A 17,617-nucleotide genomic window follows, 5' to 3' on the forward strand; every position below is an offset into this window, starting at 1 on the left:
TATGAGTCAGTGGCCAGACACCCGCATCCTTGATCTTCTCGGTATCGAACTGCCGATCATCCAGGGCCCGATGGCCGGCGCGACCAACTCTTCGATGGTGATTGCCGTGTGCAACGCTGGCGGCCTCGGTTCAATGCCGGCGGCGATGCTGAGCATCGAGCAACTGCGCGAAGAACTGAAAACCATCCGCCAGCACACCAGCAAGCCGTTCAACGTCAATTTCTTCTGCCATCAACCACCGACGCCCGATGACCAGCGAGCCCGTGACTGGAAAAACCTCCTCGAACCCTACTACCGCGAACTGGGCGCCGATTTCGAGGCCCCGACGCCGGTGTCCAACCGTGCACCTTTCGATGAAGCCGCGTGCGCTGTGCTCGAAGAATTCCGGCCCGAGGTGGTGAGTTTTCATTTCGGTCTGCCGGAGAAAAACCTGCTCGATCGGGTCAAGGCCACCGGGGCGAAAATCCTCTCGTCTGCCACCACGGTCGAAGAAGCAATCTGGCTGGAGCAGCACGGCTGCGACGCGATCATCGCCATGGGTTATGAGGCGGGTGGGCATCGGGGGATGTTCCTCAGCGAGGATCTGAGCACGCAGGTCGGCACTTTCGCGCTGGTGCCGCAGGTGGTCGACGCGGTGAAAGTGCCGGTGGTAGCGGCTGGCGCAATCAGCGATGCCCGGGGCGTTGCAGCAGCGTTCATGCTCGGCGCCTCGGCAGTGCAAGTCGGCACGGCGTACCTGTTTACCCCGGAAGCGAAAGTCAGCGCCTCGCATCACAAGGCTCTGCGGACTGCAAAAGACAGCGAGACCGCCATCACCAATATTTTCACCGGGCGTCCGGCACGGGGCATTGTCAATCGGGCGATGCGCGAACTCGGCCCGATGTCCGCGCAGGCGCCAGCCTTTCCGTTGGCCGGCGGTGCACTCATGCCACTGCGAGCCAAGGATGACGCGGACTTCGCCAATCTTTGGGCCGGTCAGGCGCTCACGCTGGGCAAGGACATCGGCAGCGCTGAATTGACCCGGCAACTCGCCGAAGGCGGATTGGCGAAACTCCACCGTCAATGAATTCATGCGGCGAGCGGATTTAATCCCTCGCCACCTGGCGGCGTCTCGCTATATATTTCTTTATATAGCGATAGCGCCCGTGTATCGGCGTTATCACAAACAGAGCACTAACCGCCGATCACGGAGCTTTCTACATGACCCTGGCTGCCACACGCGTTGCCCCTGCCTGCCTCGCTTCACTCCTCGCACTCTTCAGCATCGGCGCCGCGCAGGCTGACGAAGTGCAAGTGGCAGTTGCCGCCAATTTCACCGCGCCCATCCAGGCCATTGCTGCCGACTTCGAAAAAGACACTGGCCACAAACTGGTTGCTGCTTATGGCGCGACCGGGCAGTTCTACACCCAGATCAAGAACGGCGCGCCCTTCCAGGTGTTCCTCGCCGCTGACGACACGACTCCGGCAAAACTTGAACAGGAAGGCGAAACCGTCAAAGGTTCACGCTTCACCTACGCCATCGGCACGCTGGCGCTGTGGTCGGCGAAGGAAGGTTATGTGGACTCGAAAGGCGAGGTGCTGAAAACCAGCCAATACCAGCACCTGTCCATCGCCAATCCGAAAGCCGCGCCTTACGGCCTGGCCGCCACACAGGTGCTGGAGAAACTCCAACTGACCGACGCTACCAAAGCAAAAATCGTCGAAGGTCAGAACATCACTCAGGCTTATCAGTTCGTCTCCACCGGCAACGCCGAACTGGGCTTTGTCGCCCTGTCGCAAATCTACAAGGACGGCAAAGTCAGCAGCGGTTCGGCGTGGATAGTCCCGGCCGCCCTGCATGATCCGATCAAACAGGACGCGGTGATCTTGAACAAAGGCAAGGACAGCGTCGCCGCCAAGGCCCTGGTGGATTATCTCAAGGGCCCGAAAGCCGCTGCGGTGATCAAGTCCTACGGATATCAACTGTAAATGTCATTGACCAGTGCCGATTTCGCCGCCATCTGGCTGACCCTGAAACTGGCGTCGCTGACCACCGTGATCCTGCTGGTAATTGGCACGCCGATCGCCTTATGGCTGTCGCGCACGTCGTCATGGTTGCGTGGCCCGATTGGCGCCATCGTCGCCCTGCCGCTGGTGCTGCCGCCGACGGTGATCGGCTTTTATCTGTTGCTGGCGCTGGGGCCACACGGTTTTCTCGGTCAATTGACCCAATGGCTGGGGCTGGGCACGCTGACGTTCAGTTTCACCGGGCTGGTGATCGGCTCGGTGATCTACTCCCTGCCGTTCGTGGTGCAGCCGTTGCAGAATGCCTTTTCGGCGATCGGCACTCGCCCGCTGGAAGTGGCCGCAACGTTGCGCGCCAATCCTTGGGACACGTTCTTCAGCGTGATCCTGCCACTGGCGCGTCCCGGCTTCATCACCGCAGCGATTCTCGGCTTCGCCCACACCGTCGGTGAATTCGGTGTGGTGCTGATGATCGGCGGCAACATTCCCGACAAGACCCGCGTGGTCTCGGTGCAGATCTACGACCACGTTGAAGCGCTGGAATATGCTCAGGCGCACTGGCTGTCCGGGGCGATGCTGGTGTTCTCGTTCCTGGTGTTGCTGGCGCTGTATTCCAGCCGCAAGACCCGCGCAGGCTGGAGCTGATCGATGATTGACGTACGTCTGAAACGCGCTTATTCCGGCTTCGAGCTGGATGTCGATCTGCAGGTGCCGGGCCGCGGCGTCACCGCGCTGTTTGGTGATTCCGGCTCCGGCAAGACCACCTGCCTGCGCTGCATTGCCGGGCTGGAACGCGCAGAACAGGGCTTCGTGCAGATCAACGGCGAGGTCTGGCAGGACAGCGCCAAGGGCATTTTCGTAGCGCCGCATAAACGGGCGCTCGGCTACGTGTTTCAGGAAGCCAGCCTGTTTCCGCACCTGTCGGTACTGGCCAATCTGGAGTTTGGCCGCAAACGCATCGCCAGGTCGCAACGCCGGGTCGACATGAACCAGGCCACCGAACTGCTCGGCATCGGCCATTTGCTCGAGCGTCATCCGCAGCATCTGTCCGGTGGCGAGCGGCAACGCGTCGGCATCGCCCGCGCTCTGCTGACCAGCCCGAAACTGCTGCTGATGGACGAACCACTGGCGGCTCTCGACAGCCGGCGCAAAAGCGAAATCCTGCCGTACCTGCAACGCCTGCATGACGAACTGGATATTCCGCTGCTGTACGTCAGCCATGCGCAGGATGAAGTCGCGCGGCTGGCCGATCATCTGGTGTTGCTCAGCGATGGCAAAGCCCTCGCCAGCGGCCCGATCGGCGAAACCCTCGCGCGTCTGGACCTGCCCTTGGCGATGGGCGATGACGCCGGGGTCATCATCGAAGGCCAGGTCAGCGCCTACGATGCCACCTATCAATTGCTCAGCCTGCAATTGCCGGCCACGGAAATGAACATTCGCGTCACCCATGCGCCGATGGCCGTGGGCCAGGCCTTGCGCTGCAAAGTGCACGCCCGCGACATCAGTCTAGCGCTGCAGAACGATGCCGCCAGCAGCATTCTTAATCGTCTGCCGGTGACGGTGGTCAGTGAACAGGCGGCTGACAACAGTGCCCATGTGCTGATCCGACTGGACGCTGGAGGCACGCCGTTGCTGGCGCGGATCACGCGGTTTTCCAAGGATCAATTGAACGTGCATACGGGCCAGCGGCTATGGGCGCAGATCAAGGCGGTGGCGGTGCTCGCGTAAATCATTCGGCACGACGGCCAGCGCCTGCGGTCAATCCTGTTACAGACTGCCGTATGACCGAAGGAAACCGCCATGCCCGATACCGTGCTGACAGATGCCCTGCCCGCCGATCTGCATTACGTCGATGACACTCAGCCTGGTATCACCCGGAAAAAACTGCGCGGCAAGTTCGTCTATTTCGAACCGTCGGGGCAGCGCATCACCGACCCGGACGAAATCAAACGCATCAACGCCCTCGCGGTGCCGCCGGCGTATACCGATGTGTGGATCTGCGCCGATCCCTGCGGGCATTTGCAAGCCACCGGCCGCGATGCGCGCGGGCGCAAGCAGTACCGTTACCACGCACGCTGGCGCGAAGTACGCGACGCCGACAAATACTCGCGTCTGCGCGACTTCGGCCTGGCCCTGCCCAAACTGCGGCGCCAGCTTGAGGCGCTGCTCGATGCGCCGGGCTTCAGCCGTGACAAGGTCATGGCAACAGTGATCACCTTGCTCGACGCCACGCTGATCCGCGTCGGCAATACCCAATATGCGCGGGACAATCGCTCCTATGGCCTGACCACGTTGCGCAGCCGCCACGTCGAGGTCAACGGCAGCGCGATCCTATTCCAGTTCCGAGGCAAGAGCGGCATCGAGCACCAGATCACGGTCAAGGACCGTCGCCTGGCGCGAATCATCAAGCGCTGTCTGGAAATTCCCGGGCAGAACCTTTTTCAGTACCTCGATGAACACGGCGAACGGCATACCGTTACCTCGTCCGACGTCAACGCCTATCTGCAGAAACTGACCGGCGCTGCGTTCACCGCCAAGGATTACCGCACCTGGGCGGGCAGCGCCCTGGCCTTGTCGGTGTTGCGCGAGTTGCAGCATGAGTCGGAAACCGAAGCCAAGCGCCATGTGGTTGAAGCCGTGAAGAACGTCGCCAAACAGTTGGGCAACACCCCCGCGGTGTGCCGCAAGTGCTACATCCACCCCGCCGTGGTCGAGCATTTCATGCTCGGCGCCCTTGCCGAACTGCCCCGCCCACGGGTACGCAAAGGCTTGCGCGCCGAGGAAGTGGCTTTGGCGATGTTTCTCGAACGCATGTGCGAAGTAACCGAGGCGTCCTGAGTCGCACGTACCCCCTTGTAGGAGTGAGCCTGCTCGCGATAGCGGTCTGTCAGCTGATGAAGATGTCGACTGACACACCGCTATCGCGAGCAGGCTCACTCCTACAAGAGCTTCGCCGTCGAGCTGAGCCGGGTATTTTTTGCACGATCGCGCAGGTCTTCTATAGTTGATCTGAAGGTTTGCGACACGCGGGATTTTGTGTTGCAACTCAGCCGTTTCAGCGAACGGAGGTGTTCCATGTCCGAGAAAGAGTCCATCACCACCCTCCTCACCCTGCTCGACGCCCGCCAGGCGCGCCTCGCAGCCGCCTGCAAAGAGATTGCCGACTGGGTTGATCATCAAGGCGGGCATCCGACGGCCCTGCGCATCCGCGATCGACTGCACGATATTGAAAAGGATGCGCCGCTGATCCGCGACACGCTGTCGACACTGAAGCCGATCGACCGGCCGTTGCCGCGGTTCAGGTAGTTTCTGTTCAAGCAACTTCAATCAACTGCTTAACCAACTGCGCGGCATCGGTGTAATTACAATTCTTTATTATTTATTGCGATTGAGCATAGCTGCTTTAGTTATATCTCGATAAATGACTAGATCAAGTTCATGGAGCGAAATGCCGCTCATCGGATCAGTTAAAAATAATCAAAACACCGTGAACCGATACGTAATCGAAGTAAGTGTCCATCGCGACAACGGACATCACTAGCGAAACGTTAAGATATATCGGAGAGCTATCATGACCACCGGAAATAAAAATACAGGCAAGGCCGGCAACGATCGTGACAAGACGCAAGAGTCCGGGAAAAAAGGCGGGCAGTCTGGCGGTAACTTCGCCAACGATCGTGAAAAAGCATCCGAGGCTGGTCGCAAAGGCGGACAATCCAGCCACAGTGGAGGTCGCAAGTCGTAAATGAGCGGTACAAGGGCAGCTTTGCTGCCCTTTGTAATATTCGATGGAGCGCAATGATGACGACTGCCACTGATAGTGTTCCAGGCGAGTTACACCGACACGAAGGCGCTGAAGGCGTTCCAGAGGCAACGCGCAGTTCCTCCGAGAAACTACCGGCCCCGTCGGTGTCACCGTGCATTGAAAGAAAACCTGGCCACCCGCAGCACGGCGATCGTGCCCAACATGCGTGTTACGAGCGCAGGCAGTTGATCGTTAACGCTGAAAACTCTCGAGAAACGGAAACGGCGCCAACCTATGAACGCTGCTCCTGACTGAGCTTACGAGTCCTGCGCAAGGAGCCCGTTCGCAGCAGCCGGCCCGTCGAGGAAATCGCCATGCCTGTCCACGTCATCAACTTTACCGGTCCGATCAATGCATCAACCTGTGGTCAACTGATTGACAAAGCCTCGTTGGCGGTAAAGGAAGATGCTCCCAGATTGATTCTGAACATCGCCACCATGGGTGGCGAATGCAGTTACGGCTTCACGATGTACAACTTTCTGATAGCGCTGCCCGTCCCGGTACACACCCATAACCTGGGCACGGTCGAGTCGATGGGCAATATCGTTTTCCTTGCTGGCCAACGCCGAACCGCCTGTACTCATAGCAAGTTTCTGTTTCACCCTTTTCATTGGCACCTGCAGGGAGCGGTCGATCATTCACGCATGTCGGAATATGCCATGAGCCTGGATTATGACTTGCACCTGTACGCGCAAATTGTCGCCGAGCGCACAAGTAACGGAAAAAACGCGCTGGAGACGGAGAAGTATCTGACGGCAGCGCCGCGCATCATCAATCCTGAAGAAGCCTTGCATGCAGGTCTGATTACGGCAGTTGAAGACACCGAGGTTCATGCGGACTTCGTCTGTTCGTGTATTTATTCATAAGTTTGCAACTTACTAACGCGCCGTGGCAGTCGCTTTTGCCTTGCCCTGCAAGACGAATTTGTACTCCGCACACTCGCCATACAAACTCCAATCCCAACTAACAACCGATCGTCCCGGCAGCGTGCATTTTCTCTGAATTATTCATTTCGTCAGATATCCCTGTTCATAAGCATGGGGAGGAAATGTATGAGCGGAGCAGATCTGTACGTGATCGATTACCTGCTGCACGGAAAGCCCAGGTCATTCGTCATTCGCACAAAAAACATGAACAATGCCGAAGCCTGGCAGTGGGCAAGTTGTGACGCGGGTATCGCGCCCATTCCCCGCCCCGGTCGGCCGCCGTTGAAACGTTTTTCCAAACCGATGGCGGAACGCTTTGGCGTGACCGAAGTGCAATGGCGAGAATCGGTGCCTCTGGTCTGGGAGGAGGATCATGTGAAATGACCGAACACACATTGAAATTCGATTTCGGCCGCTCCTGGGACGACGAGATGGCCGACAATGCCGCGATGTTCCGTGAGGCCGATCTGCTGGAAGAAGCGGCCTACAGAATCATCGAGCATGACACCGATAGCCCTGAGGCCTGGGCTCGCTTCAGCGAAGCAAAGACCTTGGCCGACGCCCAGCGAACGGCGGCCTATCAGGACTGGATGCGCATCAAGCGCGCGATGAGCAAGCCGCGCTCGAAATAGCGGACTTGCTCATCATGGTTTGAGGATCAGCAAAGGTTCGCCTTTCGGGACGACGTAAGTGGCCAGTTCTACGCCTTTCTCATTGCCAATATTCTTCGCTACATGCGCGACACCTGCCGGAATGAACAACGAATCGCCTGCCTTGAGAGTCACCGGCGCCTGTCCTTCGAGCTGATATTCAAAGGTGCCACTGATGACGTAGGCGACCTCGACCCCGGGGTGCGCATGCCGAGGCGCGCTGACGCCGGCATCGAAATCGATTCGCGCCTGAATCACTTCGCGATTGTCAGCGCCGAGATCCTGGCGAACCAGATCGGTGCGGCTCAAACCTTTCTGCCAGCTCGTCGCCGGCGCATCCGCCGCATGAGCGAAACCGGTAAGGGAGGCGAAGACAACGGCAGAAGCCAGAAACAGTGGACGGTACATGGTGGTGCCCTCTCAAACGTAGTGTTGGTGTGAGGGCTACTTTGGGCTCGGCATGTAAGGCGGATGTGTCTCGAAAGCCCGGTTTGGTGTTGTCGTGTGTATCCGCTGAGGGTTGATACACGCTTATACAAACGTGTCGCGGGCCACTGCCACAAGCCACTGTCTGAACGCGCTGATCTTTGTCGAGTCAGCGGTTTCATGGGGTGTGACCAGATAGAAGCCGAGGTCATCCTGCAGGCGCAGCTCGAACGGTGCGACCAGTCGCCCCGCACGCAGATCGTCGTTCACGTAAGTCGAACGCCCGATGCACACGCCCTGCCCGTCAATTGCCGCCTGCACCGCCATCATCGCCAGATCGAAGGTCAGCTTCGCGCCATCGGCCAAGTGCGCAGGCTGGCCTGCGGCGCTGAGCCATGCCTGCCAGTCTTTAGCGGTGACACCACTGACTTGTACAAGGGTGTGGCTGGCCAGATCTTGCGGTGTGTGCAATGTCGTCGCCACTGCTGGACGGCACACAGGAAATACCTTATCCGCCATGAGAAAGTCCGCGCGCAGACCTTTCCATTCGCCCCGCCCGTAGCGAATCGCCGCATCGATACCTCCTCGGCGGAAATCCACCAGGTCGGTTGTGGCGCTGATGCGCACATCGATGTCCGGGAACGCCTGCTGGAATGCCGGCAGGCGCGGCAATAGCCATTTCGACGCGACCGAGACCAGCGTGCTGATGGTCAGCACGCTGGTCCCCCGCGATTCGAGCAACTGTTGCGTCGAATGGCGCAACGCTTGAAAGGCCGAACGCACGCCCGGCAGGTAGGCGTGGCCGTCTTCGCTGAGCGCCAGGCCATCCTTGAGACGCAGGAACAATGCGACGCCCAACTCGGCTTCGAGGCGTCTGATCTGGTGACTGATTGCTGTCTGCGTGACATTCAACTCAGTGGCGGCCAAGGTAAAACTCATATGCCGCGCGGCCGCTTCGAATGCACGCAAACCATTGAGGGAAGGAAGTCTGGAGGTCATAAGATCAGAAGAGCGCATGAGAATTTGTCATACGCTAGCACCGCAAATGACCTTTGCGGAAGTTTTGCCCGCAGGGGATCGTGGCGCCTCAACTTTCCGGGGACATGCCATGAAACTGTACTTTGCGCCGATGACCTGTTCGCTCTCACCGCACATCGTTCTGCGAGAACTTGGCTTGCCGTTCGAGCTGATCCGCGTCAACAACCAGACCAAGCGCACGGCTGACGGCCGTGACTTTCGCGATATCAACCCGAAAGGCTACGTGGCCGCGCTGCAACTGGATAACGGCGAAGTGCTGACCGAAGGCCCGGCGATCCTGCAATTTCTCGCCGACGAGGTCCCGGGAAACACCTTGGCGCCCGCGGTCGGTACATGGGAGCGCATACGACTGCAGGAGCATCTGAATTTCATCGGCTCGGAGATCCACGGCGCCAGCGCACCATTGTTCAGCGCCGAAATCCCGGAAGCCGTCAAAGCGATTTTTCGGCAGAAACTGTTCAAGCGGCTGGATTACCTTGAGCGCATTCTGGCGGATCGGAACTATCTGATGGCTAGCTTTGGCGTTGCCGATGCCTACCTGTTCACGGTGCTGACCTGGTTTCCGACGTTCAACATCGCTATCGCCGAATGGCCAGCGCTGGCCAGCTACATGAAACGCATCGGCGCGCGACCCAGTGTGCTTGCGGCCATCGCGGCGGAAGCGGCCACGCAGCCAGTCTGAACACGCGCGGGCCATCGCCGGAGGGAATCTGTAAACTGGCGCGACTTTCATTCACTCGAACAAGAGATGCCCATGGCCAATCAAGACATCATCTTCACGCCCGATCCGGACACCGATTCGATTTCGTCCGACGTCGCCACCTTCGGCGGGATCATGGTCTCGACGCAGATCCCCACCCGCGCCGATGGCAGTCTGGAACTGGGCGGCATCACCGAGCAAAGCGAGTGCACGCTGCAAGCGCTGAAAGTCGCACTGGAACGTGCCGGCAGTTCAATGGACCGCGTAATGCACCTGACCATCTACCTCACCGACATGGCTGATCGCGCGGCGTTCAACGAAGTCTATAAACGCTTTTTCGCCAAGCCATGGCCAGTGCGGGCAGCGGTTGGCGTTGCGTCGCTGGCGGTTGAAGGGATGCGTGTGGAAGTGACGGCGATGGCGGCCAAGGGCTGATTGAAATTGCACAGCGTCATTTCAATTATTCTGGAATGACACAACCCCCTGTAGGAGTGAGCCTGCTCGCGATAGCGGTGTGTCAGACAAGATGATTTGACTGACCCGACGCTATCGCGAGCAGGCTCACTCCTACAATGGTTTGTGTGTAGCCGCGGTTCCGAGTACACCGCGAAACCCTGTGGGAGCGGGCTTGCCCGCGAAGAGGCCGGAACATTCAACACAACAGTCAACCGAACTGACCCGATCGCCAGCCACCATCGGGCAGCACACACGTGCCCGCCGCGCGTTTCACGGGTAGAATGCGCCCCTTGCCCGTGACCGCCTGACTAAAAAAAACTATGTCCTTGCCCAAGCATCACCTGGAATTGCTCAGCCCTGCTCGCGATGTCGCCATTGCCCGCGAGGCCATCCTGCATGGCGCCGACGCCGTGTACATCGGCGGCCCGAGCTTCGGTGCGCGCCACAATGCGTGCAACGAAGTCAGCGAAATCGCCGAACTGGTGGAATTCGCCCGCCGTTACCACGCGCGCATCTTCACCACCATCAACACCATCCTGCACGACAATGAACTGGAGCCGGCCCGCAAGCTGATCCATCAGTTGTACGACGCCGGTGTCGATGCGCTGATCGTCCAGGACCTGGGCGTGATGGAGCTGGACATTCCGCCGATCGAGCTGCACGCCTCGACCCAGACCGACATCCGCACCCTGGAGCGAGCGAAGTTCCTCGATCAGGCCGGTTTCTCGCAATTGGTGCTGGCCCGCGAGCTGAACCTGCAAGAAATCCGCGCCATCGCCAATGAAACCGATGCGGCCATCGAGTTTTTCATCCACGGCGCGCTGTGCGTGGCCTTCTCCGGCCAGTGCAATATCTCCCACGCGCAAACCGGCCGCAGCGCCAACCGTGGCGACTGCTCCCAGGCGTGCCGCTTGCCGTACACCCTCAAAGACGAAAAGGGTGGCGTTATCGCTTACGAAAAGCACCTGCTGTCGATGAAAGACAACAACCAGAGCGCCAACATCCGCGCGCTGGTCGAGGCCGGCGTGCGTTCGTTCAAGATCGAAGGTCGCTACAAGGACATGGGCTATGTGAAGAACATCACTGCCTATTACCGCCAGCGTCTGGACGACGTGCTGGAAGACCGCCCGGACCTGGCCCGCGCCTCCAGCGGCCGCACCGTGCATTTCTTCCTGCCCGATCCGGAAAAGACCTTCCACCGTGGCAGCACCGATTATTTCGTCACCGATCGCAAGATCGACATCGGCGCCTTCGATTCGCCGACCTTCACCGGCCTGCCGGTCGGTACCGTGGAAAAAGTCGGCAAGCGTGACATGCAGGTTGTCACTCACGAGCCGCTGTCCAACGGCGACGGCCTGAACGTGCTGGTCAAACGCGAAGTGGTCGGTTTCCGCGCCAACATCGCCGAAGCAAAAGGTGAGTTCGAAGAAGACGGCGAGAAGCGCTATCGCTACCGCGTCGAGCCGAACGAAATGCCTGAAGGTCTGTTCAAGCTGCGTCCAAGCCACCCGTTGAATCGCAACCTCGATCACAACTGGCAGCAGGCGTTGCAGAAAACCTCTTCGGAACGTCGCGTGGCCCTGAGCTGGTTCGCCCGTCTGCGCGAAGAACAGCTGGAAGTGACCGCGACCAGCGAAGAAGGCATCAACGCCAGCGTCACACTTAACGGTCCGTTCGGTGTGGCCAACAAGCCGGAACAGGCGCTGGAGCAATTGCGCGACCTGCTCGGCCAGCTCGGCACCACCCAGTACCACGCCACCGACATCAAACTGGATGCGCCACAGGCGTTCTTCATCCCGAATTCGCAGCTCAAGTCGCTGCGCCGCGAAGTCATTGAAGCCCTTACTGCGGCGCGTGTCGCTGCGCATCCGCGTGGCGGCCGTAAAGCCGAAACCACGCCACCGCCGGTGTACCCGGATTCGCACCTGACTTTCCTCGCCAACGTCTACAACCAGAAGGCCCGCGACTTCTACCACCGTCACGGCGTCAAGCTGATCGACGCGGCGTACGAAGCCCACGAAGAGCCGGGCGAAGTGCCGGTGATGATCACCAAGCACTGCCTGCGCTTCTCCTTCAACCTGTGCCCGAAACAGGCCAAAGGCGTGACCGGCGTGCGCACCAAGGTCGCGCCGATGCAGTTGATTCACGGCGATGAAGTATTGACGCTGAAATTCGATTGCAAGCCGTGCGAGATGCACATCATCGGCAAGATGAAAGGCCACATCCTCAATCTGCCACAGCCGGGCAGCGTGGTTGGCCACATCAGCCCTGAAGACCTGATGAAAACCATCCCGCGCGCTCCACACTGAGTGGGCGGCGTGCGCGGTGCTCCGGCATCGCGCACGCCTGGCTGACTGGCTCTGGCGCGGCAAATCGCAGGCAAAAAAAAACGCCAACTTCTTGCGAAGTTGGCGTTTTTTCGTAGATGGCAGGGGCGGCTGGATTCGAACCAACGCATGGCAGGATCAAAACCTGCTGCCTTACCGCTTGGCGACGCCCCTGTAGCTCTGGTCAGCGGCTCCGTGAGGATCGCTGTGAGAACGGGGCGCAATTTATCAACATTCGTTTCGTTTGGGAAGCCCGAGACGAAATATTTTTTGTTTTAAAACAGCCACTTATTATTTTCCCGCGAAAACACTCGGTTTCGTTGCCGTGTATCACAGTGTGTACGCGTCCTGCTGCCATACACGCCCTTGCAAAAACCTCCTTTGCCGACACAGAGCGGATACCTCGACACGCTCCAATGCACCCAGGGTTTCAAGGGTTCATCCAGCCCCTTGGCCACAGGCTCGCAAAGGAGACGTCAGCATGAAACAGGCTCTGCACACCTCTAAAATCACCCACGCGCTCGGCTTGTCAGTCCTGGCGCTGTCACTGTTCGGCGCCGTCGGCGGCGCTCAGGCGCAAACCACAGAACCCGCCGCCGTCAGCTATTCAGCGCCCTCGCCTTTCGGCGCGCTGAAGCACATCAAGGCTGGCGTACTCGACGTGGCCTACGCCGAAACTGGTCCTGCCGATGGTCCGGTGGTGATTCTGCTGCACGGTTGGCCTTACGACATTCACAGCTATGACGAAGTCGCGCCCCTGCTCGCGGCCAAGGGTTATCGCGTGCTGATGCCGTACGCAAGGGGTTATGGCGATACGCAGTTCCTGTCCAAAGACACCCTGCGCAACGGCCAGCCAGCGGCGCTGGCCAGCGACGTGATCGACTTCATGGACGCGCTGAAAATCAAACAAGCGGTGCTGGGTGGTTATGACTGGGGCGCACGCTCGGCGGACATCGTCGCGGCATTGTGGCCTGAGCGCGTAAAGGCCCTGGTGGCCGTCAGCGGCTATCTGATCGGCAACCAGGCCGCCGGCCAGAATCCACTGCCGCCCAAAGCCGAATTGCAGTGGTGGTACCAGTTCTACTTCGCCACCGAGCGCGGCCGCGCCGGCTATGCCAAGAACACCCACGACTTCGCCAAACTGATCTGGCAACTCGCCTCACCGCAGTGGAAGTTTGATGACGCGACTTTTGATCGCAGTGCCAAGGCGTTGCAGAATCCCGATCACGTCGAGATCACTGTGTTCAACTACCGCTGGCGTCTGGGCCTGGTACAGGGCGAAGAGAAATATGCCGCGCAGGAACAGAAACTTGCGACTGCACCGTCGATCAGCGTGCCGACGATTACTTTAGAGGGCGATGCCAACGGCGCACCGCACCCGGCACCGGAGGATTATGCCAAGCGCTTTACCGGGAAATATCAATTCCGGCTGATCGAGGGTGGGGTCGGACATAATTTGCCGCAAGAGGCTCCGAAGGCGTTTGCGCAGGCTGTGATGGATGCAGATCGTCTCTGACAGACCCGACCTCAAAAGCCCCTCACCCTAGCCCTCTCCCGGAGGGAGAGGGAACTGATTGGGGAATGCTCAAGATTTACGCCGACCTGAAAGCGCTGCATTGAATCCATAATCGACATCCATCTTTCAGGTCGATGTACAGCGCAAGATGACAGCCCCGCCCTCAAAAGCCCCTCACGCTAGCCCTCTCCCGGAGGGAGAGGGAACTGATTGGGGGATGCTCAAGATTTACGGCGACCTGAAAGCGCTGTATTGAATCCATAATCGACATCCATCTTTCAGGTCGATGTACAGCGCAAGATACCTCGGCTCCCTCTCCCTCTGGGAGAGGGCTGGGGTGAGGGTTTTTGGGGATTGCACCGGTCGATCTATTTAACCAGCCGCTTCTCCTTCGAAGGCCGATAACCGAAGTACGAGCTGTAGCACTTGCTGAAATGGCTCGGTGAGACAAAACCGCAAGCCACCAGCACTTCCACCTGCGACAGTTCGGTGTGTTGCAGCAGGCGTCGTGCTTCGGTGATGCGCAGTTCCAGGTAATAGCGTTGCGGCGTGGTGCCCAGTTGTTCCTTGAACAAGCGCTCCAACTGACGCCGTGAGCGGCCGGCGTATACGGCCAGCTGTTCAAGTTCCAACGGTTCTTCGAGGTTGGCGTCCATCAGCTTGATCACTTCACGCAGCGGCGCGCTGACGCAGATGTTTTCATCGGGTTTGATGCGCCGGTAGCGCGACTCTTCGAAGGCGAGAATGTCTTCGATGCCCTCGACCAACGCCTTGCCGTGCAAGCCCTTGATCCAGTCCAGCGCCATGTGGAAGGCCCCGGACGGGCTCGACGCGGTGAGCCGATCACGATCGATCACGTAAGGCTCGCTGCTGACATGGGTGCTCTTGGCGATCTCGGTGAGTGCCGGGCGATGTTCCGGGTGAATCGCGCAGCGATAGCCATCGAGCAAACCGGCGCGGCCGAGAAACCATGAGCCATTCCACAACCCGGCAAGACTCACGCCCCGCTCCGCCGCAGCCCTGAGCAAGCCGATGAATTCGTCGCTGGCGCGCAATTCAGTGCGATAGCCACCGCATATCACCAGCAAGTCCAACTCCTGAAGTGCAGCAGAATCGAGGCGCGCATCGGGGCGGATGACCAGGCCCAGATCGCTGATCACCTCGCCATCGCCAAGGCCGAAAGTGCGCGACGAGAACAGTCCCGGGCGCAACAGGTTGGTGGTGACTACCGTGTCCAGCGCCTGAGTGAAGGCCGGCAGCGAAAAGTGTTCGAGCAACAAGAAACCGGTGCGGGTCACGCCGGTGTTATCGGGGTTCTGCTCATTCAGATAGCGAAGGTTCTTGCCCTTCATGCCACCGCTGAATTGACGTCGTTCAATCAAGGTCGGGTCCATCGGTCGTTGTTATGCGAGCGATAGTTGGCTTGATCAGACAAAGAGTCAACTACGCCTGCGCAGCGCGTGGTTGACTGCCACCCCAATGCCGCTTCAGATCACCGAAAACGCACCGGCACCGAGTCGTCCTTCCAGACGCCCACACAGCAGGTAGTGCTGGTAGCCACTGCTGAAAGCACCTTGGGACACCGCCACCCTTACATCGTCATTGAGTCGAAGATACTGGGCTTCATCGAAATTCTCGGCGCTGACTTCGCCGGCGCGCCCCAGTTGCTGGCTGTCCACCGCAAGTCCCTCGCTGGCAAGCCGTTCGAAGTCGAGAATGCGGTTTACCGCGTGCCGTTCCAGGACTCCCTGATTGGGGTATGTCGAGTAGATGTGCAGCCCTTTCGATGCGCAACGGTCGCACATGTCGACGCAGTTTTTCTGCGTGGATTTGCGCCGTGTCAGTTCCTCGAGCGGCATGTCGAGATATTTGCCAACCTGATATTCGGTCTGGTTGAAAATCGTGCAGCACAAGACTGTATTGCCGTTGCAGTCGATCACCAGCCAGTCATCTTTGAGTGTGCAAGCCTGCTTGGGGTAATGCTGCAGGACATTGATCAGATCATCGTAAGGCGGGAGCGCCAGACGTGTGAGCGTTTCGTGGTCAGTGGCTGAAACAGACGGATCGCGCTCGACGATCGCCAGCGCTTTCTCCAGCGGCATCATCACCGAATAACCGGTGGTGAACACAAAGCCGAGACGCTCACTGAACTCGCGCATCAGCGCCTCTTCTTCAATGTTGTCCAGGTAGCGGTGGTAATAAACATCTACTCGCGTCTTCAAGCCGAGGCGTTGCTTGATTTCATGCAGCGCAATCATGTTCTGCTTTACGACTTCAACATCACCGCCGACGTGGCCCTTTTGGTAAGTTTCCTGATGAAAGCCTGATAACGAAATCCGGAAATAACCTGGCTCGGCCAACAGCGCCTTTTCCATATTCTTCGCCAGGTTGAGGTTGGTGCTGATACCGCTCATCATGCCGGCGGCATTGATGATGTCGATAAACTCGCCGATCTTCGGATGCACCAGAGGCTCGGTCCAGTTGTAGAGGAAGATCGTGCGAACGCCCTCGGTTTTAGCCTTTTCAACGATCTGCCTGAACATGTCCAGCTGCATGGATTTCTTGAAATTGAGATTTTCCGAATTGCCCATCGGGCACGAAGGGCAGCTCAGATTGCAGGCGCCAACAATATCGATATACATGTTCATTGCAGGTGGAGCTCCTTGAAGGGAACGCCATGCATCTCATCATTGCATGGGTTTCGGTCGCCGCTTGTGTTGGTATTTTGACGGCTGTGCGACACCCGCAAGCAATAACTGCACCATCGGCACGCTACGCCATCAACTGCACCACCCAGTCGATAAAGACGCGCAATTTCAGGCTGACATGCCGGTTCGGTGGATAGGCCAGATAAAGCGGCATCGACTCAAGCTGCCAACCCGCAAACAACTGCACCAACTCGCCCCGTGCCACATGCGCATCAGACATATACGTCGGCAGCCACAGCACACCCATGCCGGCCAGGCCCGCCGCCAGATAGGCATTGCCATCATCCACCGCAAGCACATGCCGGCCCTTGATCTGCAGGCGCTCGGTGCCGTTGTGCAAGGTGTACGGAAGAGGTTTACCGGTGCGAGCCCAAAGAAACGCGACCACCCGGTGATGGGAGTCTTCCAGTTCGCGCGGATGGTCAGGCGTACCTTCGCGAGCCAGGTAAGCCGGTGCGGCAAACACGCCCAATGGCAGATCGGCGATCTTGCGCGCCATCAATGATTGATCGAGCAACTCACCACCGCGCACTACGCAGTCGACGTTCTCATCGATGATGTCGACGATGCGGTCGCTGACGCCCATGTCGATCTGGATGTCCGGGTAGCGCGCGTGAAAATCCGGCAAGGCCGGCACCAGAATGTGCCGCGCGAACGGACTCGGCACGTCGATGCGCAAGCGCCCGCGTGGCCGTGCGGCGGCGCCGGGCAGGCTGGTTTCGGCGTCGTCCATGTCGGCGAGCAGCTTGATCACCCGTTCGTAATACGCCGCGCCATCGGCGGTGACGTTGACCTTGCGCGTGGTACGGTTGAGCAGCTTGACCCGTAGCCGCGCCTCCAGTTGCTGCACCAGTTGCGTCACCGTGGTCTTGCTCATGTGCAGGGTTTCGGCAGCTTTGGTGAAACTACCCGCCTCGACCACCCGGGCAAAGGCCTGCATCGCATCGAACCGGTCCATACCCGCCCCTCGATTGTTTGGGTTTTGCAAACAGTGAACGCCAAGCTTGCGCGTTTATCGCGGCTCTGCAAATACCTAAAGTCAGCCCATCAACCACTGATGG

The 17,617-nt window shown here is 59.0% G+C and carries 18 protein-coding genes, 1 tRNA gene and 1 pseudogene; 14 read left to right on the forward strand and 6 right to left on the reverse strand.

The annotated features are described in order from the left end of the window. Position 1 precedes the first annotated feature (1 nt). The 10 genes and pseudogenes from AEQ63_RS08380 (at position 2) to AEQ63_RS08425 (ending at position 7,367) form a co-directional block, all read left to right on the forward strand. Complete coding sequence (locus tag AEQ63_RS08380) at positions 2-1,066, forward strand: NAD(P)H-dependent flavin oxidoreductase (protein ID WP_064362760.1); 1,065 nt, start codon at positions 2-4, stop codon at positions 1,064-1,066. A 134-nt stretch (positions 1,067-1,200) separates the two neighbouring features. Continuing rightward, positions 1,201-1,968 carry a molybdate ABC transporter substrate-binding protein gene (gene modA / locus AEQ63_RS08385; RefSeq protein ID WP_064362762.1) on the forward strand — a complete coding sequence of 256 codons (768 nt, stop codon included), beginning with the start codon at positions 1,201-1,203 and terminating at the stop codon, positions 1,966-1,968. Then, entirely contained in the window at positions 1,969-2,649 is a 681-nt protein-coding gene (modB, locus tag AEQ63_RS08390; RefSeq protein WP_064362763.1) for a molybdate ABC transporter permease subunit, read from the forward strand. 3 nt (positions 2,650-2,652) lie between these two features. Continuing rightward, complete coding sequence (modC, locus tag AEQ63_RS08395) at positions 2,653-3,732, forward strand: molybdenum ABC transporter ATP-binding protein (protein WP_064362765.1); 1,080 nt, start codon at positions 2,653-2,655, stop codon at positions 3,730-3,732. A gap of 72 nt (positions 3,733-3,804) precedes the next feature. Then, on the forward strand, positions 3,805-4,842 hold the full coding sequence (locus tag AEQ63_RS08400) for a DNA topoisomerase IB (RefSeq protein ID WP_064362767.1): 1,038 nt from the start codon (positions 3,805-3,807) through the stop codon (positions 4,840-4,842). 237 nt (positions 4,843-5,079) lie between these two features. Continuing rightward, positions 5,080-5,310 carry a hypothetical protein gene (locus AEQ63_RS08405; protein ID WP_016774936.1) on the forward strand — a complete coding sequence of 77 codons (231 nt, stop codon included), beginning with the start codon at positions 5,080-5,082 and terminating at the stop codon, positions 5,308-5,310. A gap of 322 nt (positions 5,311-5,632) precedes the next feature. Next, positions 5,633-5,749, forward strand: a pseudogene (locus tag AEQ63_RS08410) (general stress protein); the annotation flags it as partial. A gap of 374 nt (positions 5,750-6,123) precedes the next feature. Continuing rightward, positions 6,124-6,675: an ATP-dependent Clp protease proteolytic subunit gene (locus AEQ63_RS08415; protein ID WP_042606840.1), complete on the forward strand. Its 552-nt coding sequence runs from the start codon at positions 6,124-6,126 to the stop codon at positions 6,673-6,675. A gap of 186 nt (positions 6,676-6,861) precedes the next feature. After that, positions 6,862-7,119, forward strand: coding sequence for a DUF6555 family protein (locus tag AEQ63_RS08420; protein ID WP_042606839.1), 258 nt, complete (start codon positions 6,862-6,864; stop codon positions 7,117-7,119). After that, entirely contained in the window at positions 7,116-7,367 is a 252-nt protein-coding gene (locus tag AEQ63_RS08425; RefSeq protein ID WP_064362769.1) for a hypothetical protein, read from the forward strand. Before AEQ63_RS08420 ends, AEQ63_RS08425 begins: the two co-directional genes overlap by 4 nt. A gap of 12 nt (positions 7,368-7,379) precedes the next feature. Here AEQ63_RS08425 and AEQ63_RS08430 read toward each other — a convergent pair whose 3' ends face one another. Together AEQ63_RS08430 and AEQ63_RS08435 are read right to left on the reverse strand one after the other, a co-directional pair. Continuing rightward, positions 7,380-7,793 carry a cupin domain-containing protein gene (locus AEQ63_RS08430; protein WP_042606837.1) on the reverse strand — a complete coding sequence of 138 codons (414 nt, stop codon included), beginning with the start codon at positions 7,791-7,793 and terminating at the stop codon, positions 7,380-7,382. A gap of 123 nt (positions 7,794-7,916) precedes the next feature. After that, positions 7,917-8,810: a transcriptional regulator GcvA gene (locus AEQ63_RS08435; protein ID WP_152972341.1), complete on the reverse strand. Its 894-nt coding sequence runs from the start codon at positions 8,808-8,810 to the stop codon at positions 7,917-7,919. 109 nt (positions 8,811-8,919) lie between these two features. Here AEQ63_RS08435 and gstA point away from each other — a divergent pair, with 109 nt between their 5' ends. From gstA to AEQ63_RS08450, 3 genes are all read left to right on the forward strand, one after another. Next, complete coding sequence (gene gstA, locus AEQ63_RS08440; protein WP_064362775.1) at positions 8,920-9,531, forward strand: glutathione transferase GstA; 612 nt, start codon at positions 8,920-8,922, stop codon at positions 9,529-9,531. Between the two features lie 72 nt (positions 9,532-9,603). Beyond that, positions 9,604-9,984, forward strand: a complete 381-nt coding sequence (locus tag AEQ63_RS08445) for a RidA family protein (RefSeq protein ID WP_064362777.1) — start codon at positions 9,604-9,606, stop codon at positions 9,982-9,984. Positions 9,985-10,325: 341 nt separating this feature from the next. After that, the gene (locus tag AEQ63_RS08450; RefSeq protein ID WP_064362779.1) at positions 10,326-12,314 is read left to right on the forward strand and encodes a peptidase U32 family protein; all 1,989 of its coding nucleotides are present in this window, start codon (positions 10,326-10,328) and stop codon (positions 12,312-12,314) included. Between the two features lie 117 nt (positions 12,315-12,431). Here the strand turns inward: AEQ63_RS08450 and AEQ63_RS08455 are convergent. Beyond that, positions 12,432-12,506, reverse strand: a tRNA-Gln gene (locus tag AEQ63_RS08455). Positions 12,507-12,813: 307 nt separating this feature from the next. Here AEQ63_RS08455 and AEQ63_RS08460 point away from each other — a divergent pair. Then, on the forward strand, positions 12,814-13,848 hold the full coding sequence (locus AEQ63_RS08460; RefSeq protein WP_064362781.1) for an alpha/beta fold hydrolase: 1,035 nt from the start codon (positions 12,814-12,816) through the stop codon (positions 13,846-13,848). Positions 13,849-14,216: 368 nt separating this feature from the next. On the opposite strand, the gene AEQ63_RS08465 is transcribed toward AEQ63_RS08460, so the two are convergent. The 3 genes from AEQ63_RS08465 to AEQ63_RS08475 form a co-directional block, all read right to left on the reverse strand. Next, complete coding sequence (locus AEQ63_RS08465) at positions 14,217-15,242, reverse strand: GlxA family transcriptional regulator (RefSeq protein ID WP_042606831.1); 1,026 nt, start codon at positions 15,240-15,242, stop codon at positions 14,217-14,219. 93 nt (positions 15,243-15,335) lie between these two features. After that, complete coding sequence (locus tag AEQ63_RS08470) at positions 15,336-16,496, reverse strand: radical SAM/SPASM domain-containing protein (protein ID WP_064362783.1); 1,161 nt, start codon at positions 16,494-16,496, stop codon at positions 15,336-15,338. A gap of 124 nt (positions 16,497-16,620) precedes the next feature. After that, positions 16,621-17,514 (reverse strand): LysR family transcriptional regulator, encoded by an 894-nt coding sequence (locus tag AEQ63_RS08475; RefSeq protein WP_064362784.1) that lies wholly within the window; start codon positions 17,512-17,514, stop codon positions 16,621-16,623. Positions 17,515-17,617 lie beyond the last annotated feature (103 nt).

The organism is Pseudomonas sp. RIT-PI-o (assembly GCF_001297215.1).
Classification (GTDB): Bacteria; Pseudomonadota; Gammaproteobacteria; order Pseudomonadales; family Pseudomonadaceae; genus Aquipseudomonas; species Aquipseudomonas moraviensis_A.